The sequence below is a fragment of the Marilutibacter maris genome (assembly GCF_006546735.2).
Lineage (GTDB): Bacteria > Pseudomonadota > Gammaproteobacteria > Xanthomonadales > Xanthomonadaceae > Marilutibacter > Marilutibacter maris.
Genome location: NZ_VICD02000240.1, coordinates 16730 through 27383, shown reverse-complemented (window position 1 = coordinate 27383; position 10654 = coordinate 16730). Strand labels below are relative to the sequence as shown.

Genomic DNA, 10654 nt, shown 5'->3' with positions numbered 1-10654 from the left:
TCGGGGCCGCTTCCGTCGCCGGCATCGCCAGCTCGATGGGCGCGACCGGTTCGACGGCCGCGGGGTCGGGGCCCACGGCAATGGTGGGCCCGGTTTCCGGGAGCGCGATCGCCGGCGGTTCCGCCACCGGCATCGAGGCGGGATCCTGCAGCGCCACCGAGAACTCGCGGATCATCTGTCCCGAGTCCCATTCGAGCTGGACCAGGAAAGTGAAGAAGGTCTCCTCCACCGGTGCGGCGGTGGTGACCCGGATCACCGGCGCGCGCGCGGAGTCGATCACGGCGAAGCGCAGGCCGGCGACCGCGCCTTGCGGCCGGGTCAGCCCGACCCGCGCGAACACCACCGCGGGCGCCAGTTCCGCACGCAAGCCGCGCAGCTCCTCCGGTGTGGCCTCGATCGGGATCTCGGCCAGCAAGGGCTGACCCTGGGCCGAGCGGATCCGGATCGGCTCGATATCCAGCGCCTGTGCCGGCGAAGCCAGCATCAGTCCCAGCAGCATCCATATCCTGTAACGCAATCCGTGCACCGTTATGAAGTTTGGTCTAGCGGCAAGTGGTGAATAAATGTGACATCAATCACTTTATTTGCGGCCGGAAGTCGGTTCCAGCGAGTGTCGGCCGTCCCAAGCATACGGGGGCGGACGTGGCTTGACGAGTTGTCGCGAACACCGGTACCTTAAAAAAGCCCACCTCTAACGTGGGTGGAAATGGTTCGATGAAATGGCATGTTGATGCAATGCTCCGAAGCGATTCGGACGAGTTGTTCCGGGCCCTCATCGAAGTATGCGTTTGAAGGATTGTTGTAACAGGGGGAACGGAAGGACATGGCGGCCATGGAACGGGCTACGCGCCTCGCGAAGCGGCGCTTTGCCCTTTGTAATCGGATTGATTCCGCTGCTGCGTGGCATTCCTCGCACGCTCCCCGATCCCGCTTGCCTGCAGGGCCCGTTGGCGCCCTGGAGTCGTTCGTGTCCGCCATGTCCGTGCGCGCCGCAGGGTGCGCGCGGGTGGCCTCCGTTTGCATTTCAGCCGAAGAGTGACGCCGTGAACTTCCCTGTTTCTTTCGTGGTACGCCGCATCCTCGTCGCAATTGCGCTGCTGGCCGTGCTGGCCGGCTGTGGTACTCCCGATGCGCCCGGTGTCCGGGGCCGCTGGAAGCCGGTCAACGGCTTTGCCGAGGCGCCGGAGGCGATTCCGCTGCAGCCGACCTACCTGTTCCAGGCATCGCCCGCCGACGGCACGCTCAAGAACATGCTGAGCCGGTGGGCGCGCGACAGGAAGGTGAGTTTGTCGTACCTGCATGAAAACGACTACACCCTGTACGAGCCCGTCGCCGACATCCACACCACCGACCTGCAGGCCGCGCTGGGCGCGCTGAGCGACGCCTACGCCGCGCAGGGCGTGGTCATCGCCCTCGAAAACAATCAGATCGTCGTCCGTGGCGCCGCCATGGCGCCGGTCGATGCCGGGAACTGATCGGGGCGCGCCATGTTCGGAAGCAAGAAGACGTCGTCGCCCCAGATCGACCAGGCGGTCGCCCAGGCGGTCAACTATGAACTGACCGTGGCCGATATCGCCCGCCGCAGCCAGCGCCGGGCATGGCTGGTGGCCTGGTGCGCGATCGTGATGTCGCTGATCCTGGCCGGCGGTTATTTCGTGTTCCTGCCGCTCAAGGAAAAAGTGCCGTATCTGGTCATGGCCGATCCCTACACGGGTACCGCGACCGTGGCGCGCCTGCAGGGCAACTTCGGCAAAAACAGCATCACCACCCAGGAAGCGGTCAACAAGAGCAACGTCTCCCAGTTCGTGCTGGCGCGCGAGTCCTACGATTCGGGCCTGATCGGCGACCGCAACTGGTACACGGTGTTCTCGATGGCCGGAGAGCGGGTCGCGCCCGCGTACCGGGCCATCTATTCGTCGAAGAATCCGCAGCGGCCTTCCGCCGTGTACGGCGCCACCAAGGCCGTCCATGTGCGCATCGTCAGCATCCACCTGCTGGGCGGTGGCGGCGGCAAGCCCTACACGGGGGCGACGGTGCGCTTCCAGCGCAGCCTGTACGACAAGACCACCGGGCAGTTCACCCTGCTCGACCGCACCGGCAAGATCGCCACGCTGGAGTTCAGCTACAAGCCCAACCTGAAGCTCAGCGAGCGCGATCGCCTGCTCAATCCGCTCGGCTTCCAGGTCACCGAATACCGTGTCGAGAACGACTTCGCAGAGGCGTTGCCTCCGGAGCCTGCGTTCCCGTCGCCGGACGAGCTGCGGCAGCGGCTGCAGCAGTCGGTGCAGCCCGGCGCCGAGGGCGGCGATGCGATGACCCCTGGGGCTTCCCCGCCGTCCGCCAGTGCGGTCGACGGCCAGATGCCAGCCAATCCCGATGGAGCGCTGCCGGCAAACGTTCCCGCCGAGGCCGATCCTGCCGATGGAGCCAATATCCGATGAATCATCCGAGCAAGCTGCTTTCGTGTTTTGGCCTCGTCCTGGCCCTGGTGTGCGTGGCCTCGACCGCCCGCGCGCAGGCCGTGCAGGAGTATGAGTACGAGCCGGACCGCATCTATCCCGTGCGCACCGGCCTGGGCATCACCACCCAGATCGAACTGAGCCCGCACGAGCAGATCCAGGACTACAGCACCGGCTTCAGCAGCGGCTGGGACCTGACCCGGCGCGGCAATGTGTTCTATCTGCGCCCCAAGAATGTCGATGTCGACACCAACATGATGGTGCGCACCGCGACCAATTCGTACATCTTCGAGCTGAAGGTGGTCGCCACCGATTGGCGCGCGCTGGAGCAGGCCAAGTCCGCCGGCGTCCAGTACAAGATCAAGTTCGTCTACCCGGGCAGCACCGAGTTCGCCGCCGCCGCCGCGGTGGTCGAAGAGCCGGAAACGGAGATCGAGACGCAGATCGATCCGGACCGCGGCTATCACTTCAACTACGAATTCTCCGCGCCGAGGCGGGCGCCGAAGTGGCTGGTGCCGACGACGGTCTACGACGACGGCCGCTTCACCTACGTGCGGATGAGCGATCTGGCCGAGTTCCCGACCGGCAACTTCCCGGCCATCTTCGGCCGCGAGCGCGAGCACAGCGACGACTTCATCGTCAACACCACCGTCGAAGGCAACACCATCGTCGTTCACGGCACCTATCCCTACCTGGTGATCCGCCACGGTAAGAACGCCGTCGGCCTGCGCAGGAGGCAGCAAAAGTGAGTCAGAACACGCCGAACAATCCCCCCGGTCAGGGGCAGGGGCAGGACCCGCAGGCAAATCCGTACTCCGCCAGCTGGCAGGAGCGGGCGCCCGACCTCGACATGGGCGCGCCGCAGCTCAAGGCCGACGACGCCCAGCGCCTGAATCGCAAGGCGCTCATGTACCTCGCCGGCATCGTCGGCCTGCTGATGGTGACCGCGATCTGGCTTGCGCGCGGCATGTTCGGCGGCGACGACTCCGACCGCAGGCAGCCTCCGAAGGAGGAGCAGGTGGTGATCCCGGATGCCCCGACCGAGGTGGCGCTGCCGCAGCTTCCGCCGGAAGAGCCGGTGCAGCCGGTGCCGCTGGCCGAGCTTCCGATGCCGCCCGAGGCGCCGCCGCCGGTGGCCGCCCAGCCCGCCGGCCCGCGCGGGCCGACCCTGCTCGAACGCCGGCTTCAGGGCCTTGAGCAGGGTGGGGTGAGCGATCTCACCACCACGCCGCCGGAGATGCCCAATCTGGACGCGTTGTCGAACGACGATCCGGCCGGTCGCATGCGCCGGGCTCCGGCCAGCGCGCAGCCGCTCTATAAGCCCGACACCCTGCTGGTTCGCGGCACCTATATCCGCTGCGTGCTGGAAACGCGGGTGGTGACCGATGTTCCGGGTTTCACTTCCTGCATCGTGACCGAGCCGGTGTACTCCATCAACGGCCGGCGCCTGCTGCTGCCCAAGGGCTCCAAGGTCCTGGGTTCCTATGGCTCCGGCGCGGTCGGTGGCGAGCGCGTGGCGGTGGTGTGGGATCGCATCACCACGCCCAACGGGCTCGACATCAACATGAGCAGCCCGGGCGTCGACAATCTCGGCAGTTCCGGGCACCCCGGTCACTACGATGCCCACTGGCCGCAGCGGATCACCTCGGCCCTGCTGATCAGCATGATCAGCGACGCCTTCAAGTACGCCGGTGCCAAGCACGGGCCGCAGCAGGTCGACATCAGCAACGGGACCGTGGTGCAGAGCCCCTACGAGAGCAATACCGCCAAGACGATGGAGCGGTTGGCGAACGCGGCGCTGGACAAGAGCATGGCGCGTTCGCCGACGGTCACCATCAACCAGGGCGAGATCGTCAACGTCTACGTCGCCCAGGACGTCGACTTCTCGGCCGTGCTGCGTTGAACGGCCGATCGCTATGGATAACGGCAGCGCTCCGGTAGCGGTTTCCAACGACTTTCTCGAGTACCAGTACCAGGTGCTCGGGATTGGCGAGTACCTGCGCTCGTCCGACGTCACCGAGATCTGCATCAACTCGCCCGGCGAGCTGTATCTGGAAACCGCCAGCGCCGGCTGGCAGCGGATCGAGGTGCCGTCGCTGACCTTCGAGCGCGCGCGCCAGTTCTGTACCGCGGTCGTCAACGAGAGCAATACCGGTCAGCGCATCACCGACGCCGACCCGATGGTGTCGCTGACCTTTCCGACCGGTCAGCGCGCCCAGTTCGTGATTCCGCCGGCCTGCGACAGCGGCAAGGTCTCGATCACGATCCGTCTGCCGGCCAAGTTCAGCAAGTCGCTGGACCAGTACGAGCGCGACGGCTTCTTCGGCGAGATCCTCGAGCAGAACGGCGAGATCAGCGATCACGACCGCGAGCTGCTGGAGCTGCGCGATGCGCGCAACTACGCCGAGTTCTTCCGCAAGGCGGTGGTCTACCACAAGAACGTGGTGGTGGCCGGGGCGACCGGCAGCGGCAAGACCACCTTCATGAAGTCGCTGGTCAACCACATTCCCGACAGCGAGCGCCTGGTCACCATCGAGGACGCCCGCGAGCTGTTCATCCAGCAGCCCAACGTGGTCCACCTGCTGTATTCGAAGGGCGGCCAGAGCGCCAGCAATGTCACCGCCAAGAGCTGCATGGAGGCCTGTCTGCGCATGAAGCCGGACCGGATCATCCTGGCCGAGCTGCGCGGCGACGAGTCGTTCTACTTCATCCGCAACTGCGCGTCCGGCCATCCGGGTTCGATCACCAGCTGCCACGCCGGCAGCACCGCCCAAGCCTGGGACCAGCTGGCGCTGATGGTCAAGGCCTCCAGCGAGGGCTCGGGGCTGGAGTTCGCGGTGATCAAGCGCCTGCTGATGATGACCATCGATATCCTGGTGCATATCAAGGCGCATGCCGGCCGCCGCTACATCACCGGCATCGATTTCGACCCCCGCCGGGCCATGGCGGAGACGGGAGGGGGTCAATGAGCGACAAGCGGGGATTCTTCAAGACGCCAACGTATGGTATTTTGGCTCCCAGTCCGTGCGCATGGATGCGACGCCCGATACCGGGCCACGGACACGTCGACCAGTCTAGGGGGGGTGCTCGCATGCCTTGCGAGCACCTGGTGACAAGGAGGTGATGGCGTGTTGCCAGGCATGGAAATGATGGGATGTTGGGACCTGGCGGTTCCCGGCGACGTCATGCGGCACGTCGTCCAGGTCGAGTCGTCTTTCAATCCCTACGCGATCGGCGTCGTCGGAGGCCGGCTGCAACGCCAGCCGCGGACCCTGGCCGAGGCCACGGCGACCGCGCGCATGCTCGAGGAGAAGGGCTACAACTTCTCCGTCGGCCTGGCCCAGGTCAATCGCTACAACCTGGCCAAATACGGCCTGTCGACCTACGAGCGCGCGTTCGAGACCTGCCCGAACCTGCAGGCGGGCGCCCGCATCCTGGCCGAGTGCCACCAGCGCGCCGGGGGCGATTGGGGCAAGGCCTTCAGCTGCTATTACTCGGGCAACTTTGTTACCGGTTTCCGGCACGGATACGTGCAGAAGGTGATGGCCTCGATGGGCGTGAGCAACGCTCCCGACATCCAGGCGATCGCCCTGGCCGGCGCGCGCAGTGGCGCCCAAGCGTCGTCGCGTCCGTCGCGGGTCGAGTCGAGCACGGCTTCCCTGCTGGCCAGGCGCATGCGCGCCGAGGCGGAGTCCCCGATGGCGGTGTCGGCGATGCCCGAGGCGGCGATGCCCGGGTCGGCCCCTGTCGCGGCGCCACAGATGCAGCCGCAGGCGGCACCGATGGCGCCGATGTCGATGCAGCAGGCCGGCGCCGCCATGGCGCAGGTGCCTCCCCAGGCTGCCGAACCGGCGCCGGTGAAAGTGCGATTGGTCGGCGCTCCGCCGGTCCAGGCGCCCGCGCCCATGCCCATGCCCGCACAGCAATCCGCATCGGCCGCCGCTGCGGCGGCCGGCAATCCCGCAGTAGTTGGTTCCACGGTCTCCAACCCCTCCGCCTCCAGGGACGCAGGCAGGGACGAGGCCTTCGTTTTCTGACGGACGCCGGTCCGGCCCCGTCAAGCACCACCACCGTCACCATCACAAAGTAAGGAGCAAGGAAAATGAAACTGGATGCAATGACTCATCAGATCAAGCAGGCGGCACCGGCCGCGATGATGGCCGTCGCTTTCGTTGCCTGCCTGGCCGCGCCGGAGCTGGCCCTCGCCCAGGACCGCGACTTCGAAGGTCAGACCTGCGGCTTCCTCGACCAGATCGTTGGTCTGCTCGGCATCGCCTCCATCGCGGTGGTGACCATTGCCATCATCTTCGCCGGCTACCAGATCGCCTTCGCCCACAAGCGCCTCAGCGACGTCTCCACGATCCTGATCGGCGCCCTGCTGATCGGCGGCGCGGGCCAGCTGGCCGGTTGGATCCTCGGCGACGAGTACGGCGAGTGCGGTGCCGCCGGCACCACGATGCTGGTCCAGCAGGCACAGTACTTCATCAGCTAATGCAGAAGAACGTACTGTTCCGCGGCTGTACCCGTCCGCCCATGTTCCTGGGCGTGCCCTACGTCCCGTTCTTCATCGTGGCGGGCGGGTTTCTGCTGTTGGCCATGTACACCAATCTGTTCGTGCTGATCATGATTCCGGTGGCGATTTTCGTCATGCGTCAGTTGACCCGGCGCGACGAGATGATCTTCCGCCTGCTGGGACTGCGGCTGCAGGTGCGGACCCGTGTGCGCAATATTCGCGAACACGACGGCATGTGGGTCTGCACGCCAAACCCGTCCCGTGATCAGCAGACGCTGGATATCCGTGGGATCCGATAGGTAGAGCTGTATGTTCAGTCCAGACACGCCCATCAGCGAGTTCATTCCATTCTCCAGCCATGTGTCGCCTTCGGTGGTCAAGACCACCGGGGGCGACTACTTGTTGAGCTGGAATCTGGGCGGCCTGCCCTTCGTCGGTCGCGACGAATGGGAAATCGAACATCGGCACAACGTGTTCAACCGCATGCTGCAGACGTTGCGCGCGCCCGACTACGTCAACGTGGCGTTCTGGGTGCACGACATCCGCCGCAGGCGCAGGATCAGGTCCGACAGCAAGTTCAAGCAGGTGTTCAACCAGCAGATGTCGGACGAGTACTACGGCGCGTTGTCGGCGCAGAAGATCATGGTCAACGAGCTGTACCTGACCATGCTCTACAAGCCGGTCGTGGGCGGAAGCAAGCGATTCATGGAAAAGAGTTCCGACGTGCAGCGCTTGCAGGCCGAGCAGGACCAGGCCGTGACCAAGCTATTGGAGCTGGCCGGCAACGTCGAGGCGGTGCTGAAGGAATATGCGCCGCGCCGCCTGGGCATGTACGAGGCCGACAACGGGGTGGTGTTCTCCGAGACCCTGGAGTTGTTCGGCTATCTGCTCAACCGCATCGACGAGCCGGTGCCGGTGCTGTCGGCGCCGGTGCCGGAGTATCTGCCGGTCAGCCGCCATATGTTCTCGGTGAAGACCGGCGACTACGTGGTCACCCCGCCGAGCGGCAAGAGCCAGTACGGCGCCATCCTGAACATCAAGGAATATCCGGACGGTACCTACCCGGGCATCATGAACGGGCTGAAGTATCTCGACTTCGAGTACGTCATCACCCATTCCTTCAGCCCGATGGGCCGCCAGGACGCGCTCAAGGTGCTCGACCGCACCAAGGGCATGATGATCTCCTCCGGCGACAAGGCGGTCAGCCAGATCGCCGAGCTGGACATGGCGATGGACCAGCTGGCCTCGGGCAACTTCGTGCTGGGTGAGTACCACTTCATCATGGCCATCTACGCCGACAGCCAGGAAACGCTGGGACGGCAACTGGCGTCCACGCGCGCCGAGCTGTCCAACGCCGGCTTCGTGTCCGCGAAGGAGGACTGGGCGATCACCGCCTCGTTCTACTCGCAGCTGCCGGGCAACTGGAAATACCGCACCCGTCTGGCCAACCTCAGTTCGCTGAACTTCCTCGGTTTGAGCCCGCTGCACAACTTCAGCGCCGGCAAGAAGGACCAGAACCCGTGGGGCGATTGCGTCACCGTGCTCCAGGCCACCAACGGCCAGCCCTACTATTTCAACTTCCATGCGACCCATCCCTCCGAGAATTCCTTCGGCGAGAAGGCGATCGCGAACACCATGGTGATCGGCAAGTCCGGTACCGGTAAGACCGCGCTGATCAACTTCCTGCTCAGCCAGGTGCAGAAGCTGGATCCGTCGCCGACCATCTTCTTCTTCGACAAGGACCGCGGCGCGGAGATCTTCGTGCGCGCCTGCGGCGGCAACTATCTGGCGCTGGAGAACGGCCAGCCGACCGGCTTCAATCCGTTCCAGTGCGAGCGCACCGAGGCCAACGTGCAGTTCCTCGCCGACCTGATCAAGGTGCTGGCCGCCAAGCGCGAGTACACCGCCCGCGAGGACGAGGACATCTACCGCGCCGTCGAGAGCATGCTCGATACGCCGATGCACCTGCGCTCGATGACCAACTTCCAGAAGAGCCTGCCCAACATGGGCGACGACGGGCTGTTCGCGCGCCTGCGCAAATGGACCGCCGGAAACTCGCTGGGTTGGGTGTTCGACAATCCCGCCGATGTCATCGACCTGCAGAAGGCCAACATCATCGGCTTCGACTACACCGACATCATCGACAATCCCGAGGTCCGGGTGCCGGTGATCAACTATCTGCTGCACCGGCTCGAGGAGCTGATCGACGGACGCCGCCTGATCTACGTCATGGACGAGTTCTGGAAGATCCTCGATGGTGCCGGCGGACTCAAGGAGTTCGCCAAGAACAAGCAGAAGACCATCCGAAAGCAGAACGGCCTGGGCATCTTCGCGACCCAGAGCCCGGAAGACGCGCTCAAGAGCGATATCGCCGCGGCCCTGATCGAGCAGACCGCGACGATGATCCTGCTGCCCAACCCCAATGCCAGCCGCGAGGACTACATCGACGGTCTGAAGCTGACCGAGGCCGAGTTCCAGGTCATCAAGGGGCTGGACGAGCGCAGCCGCTGCTTCCTGGTCAAGCAGGGACACGGCGCCACCGTGTGCCAGCTCAATCTGCGCGGCATGGACGACGCGCTGGCGGTGATTTCCGCCAGCACCGACAACATCGACATTCTGCACAGCGTGCTGGACCGAAAGGCGCGCTTCCACCACACCACGCCGGACGAGCTGACCCCGGAGCAGTGGCTCCAGGATTTCTACGACAACCGCAAGGGGTCGGGCAAGGGCGGCACCAGGACCGAAGGCCGCTCGCCCATGGGAGCGACGGCATGATCCGCAGGTTTTTTCACGACAAGAGCAGCATCACCCCAACATCAGGATATCCAGGGAGCACGGCCATGAAGAGCATATCTCAGTTCCGTCGGAATAACGGCAAGCAGCGGCACGCCATGTTGGCTCTGGCATTGGGCGGACTGCTGGCATCGGGCAATGCCCTGGCCGGAATTCCGGTGATCGATCCGACCCAGATCGCCGGACAGATCACTGAGTTCGTCAAGGAGGCCGGTCGTTGGGGCGAGCAGGGGCAGCAGTGGATCAAGGAAGCCCGGCAGTTCCAGCAGCAGTACGACAGCCTGCTTTCCTCGGTCGGAAGCATGAGGGCGACCTTCGGCCTGCCCGAAGGCATCGAGATGCAGAAGGTGGACGAGCGCGAGTACGTGGAAGAGCGCTGCGGACCGGCCTATGGCGGCGGCGTCGGCGGGATGCTCGGGCAGGTATTCCAGGTCGACCTCAGGGGCGACGTGTACCAGCAGCGATACAAGCTGTGCGAAGGCGCGCAGATGATGCGCAACAGGCAGTACAACGAGACGGTCGAGTATCTGCAGGAAGTCATGCCGAAAATGCAGGGCGAGCTGGAATCCGCCGGCGACAAGTTCGTTGGCAGCGGCAAGACCCAGGGCGACATGGGCAGTTACTTCGCCAAGCTTCAGAAGGTCGACGCGGACATGAGCGAGGCCAATGAGCGCTACGAGGCTCGGATGAGGGCCTACACCACCTACATCGCCGCGGTGGAGCGGGCATCGGGCACGCTGACGCGCGCGGCCATGCGAGGCCAGTCCGGACTGCCCGCCAAGGTCGCCAGCGTGGTGACGATGCGTCAGGCGCTGTGCGGCGGCGGTCAGTGCGACTAAGGCCCTCCAAGGGAAAGACTCGATAGACAGGCTGGGACGCCTTCGCGCCG

11 protein-coding genes are annotated in these 10654 nt (G+C 65.0%); 10 read left to right on the top strand and 1 reads right to left on the bottom strand.

Features of this window, described 5'->3' with window-relative positions; all coding sequences use genetic code 11:
- Positions 1-499, bottom strand: a 499-nt coding sequence (locus tag FKV24_RS14055; protein ID WP_425481644.1) for a type IV pilus assembly protein FimV, incomplete at its 3' end; no start/stop codon positions are given.
- A gap of 544 nt (positions 500-1043) precedes the next feature.
- On the opposite strand from FKV24_RS14055, the gene FKV24_RS14050 reads away from it, so the two are divergent.
- The 10 genes from FKV24_RS14050 (at position 1044) to FKV24_RS14005 (ending at position 10604) form a co-directional block, all read left to right on the top strand.
- Positions 1044-1475: a hypothetical protein gene (locus FKV24_RS14050; protein WP_223250234.1), complete on the top strand. Its 432-nt coding sequence runs from the start codon at positions 1044-1046 to the stop codon at positions 1473-1475.
- A 12-nt stretch (positions 1476-1487) separates the two neighbouring features.
- On the top strand, positions 1488-2441 hold the full coding sequence (locus tag FKV24_RS14045; RefSeq protein ID WP_141482821.1) for a VirB8 family type IV secretion system protein: 954 nt from the start codon (positions 1488-1490) through the stop codon (positions 2439-2441).
- On the top strand, positions 2438-3208 hold the full coding sequence (locus tag FKV24_RS14040) for a TrbG/VirB9 family P-type conjugative transfer protein (protein WP_141482820.1): 771 nt from the start codon (positions 2438-2440) through the stop codon (positions 3206-3208). Before FKV24_RS14045 ends, FKV24_RS14040 begins: the two co-directional genes overlap by 4 nt.
- A complete protein-coding gene (locus FKV24_RS14035; protein ID WP_141482819.1) occupies positions 3205-4362 on the top strand; it encodes a TrbI/VirB10 family protein in 1158 nt (385 codons plus the stop codon). The genes FKV24_RS14040 and FKV24_RS14035 overlap by 4 nt, the downstream gene beginning before the upstream one ends.
- A gap of 13 nt (positions 4363-4375) precedes the next feature.
- Complete coding sequence (gene virB11 / locus FKV24_RS14030) at positions 4376-5428, top strand: P-type DNA transfer ATPase VirB11 (RefSeq protein ID WP_141482818.1); 1053 nt, start codon at positions 4376-4378, stop codon at positions 5426-5428.
- 171 nt (positions 5429-5599) lie between these two features.
- A complete protein-coding gene (locus tag FKV24_RS20150) occupies positions 5600-6496 on the top strand; it encodes a lytic transglycosylase domain-containing protein (RefSeq protein WP_211371877.1) in 897 nt (298 codons plus the stop codon).
- A 65-nt stretch (positions 6497-6561) separates the two neighbouring features.
- On the top strand, positions 6562-6951 hold the full coding sequence (locus FKV24_RS14020) for a TrbC/VirB2 family protein (protein ID WP_111265226.1): 390 nt from the start codon (positions 6562-6564) through the stop codon (positions 6949-6951).
- Entirely contained in the window at positions 6951-7271 is a 321-nt protein-coding gene (locus FKV24_RS14015) for a VirB3 family type IV secretion system protein (RefSeq protein ID WP_111265227.1), read from the top strand. The genes FKV24_RS14020 and FKV24_RS14015 overlap by 1 nt, the downstream gene beginning before the upstream one ends.
- A gap of 10 nt (positions 7272-7281) precedes the next feature.
- The gene (locus FKV24_RS14010) at positions 7282-9747 is read left to right on the top strand and encodes a VirB4 family type IV secretion/conjugal transfer ATPase (RefSeq protein WP_141482816.1); all 2466 of its coding nucleotides are present in this window, start codon (positions 7282-7284) and stop codon (positions 9745-9747) included.
- The gene (locus FKV24_RS14005; protein WP_141482815.1) at positions 9744-10604 is read left to right on the top strand and encodes a hypothetical protein; all 861 of its coding nucleotides are present in this window, start codon (positions 9744-9746) and stop codon (positions 10602-10604) included. The genes FKV24_RS14010 and FKV24_RS14005 overlap by 4 nt, the downstream gene beginning before the upstream one ends.
- Positions 10605-10654 lie beyond the last annotated feature (50 nt).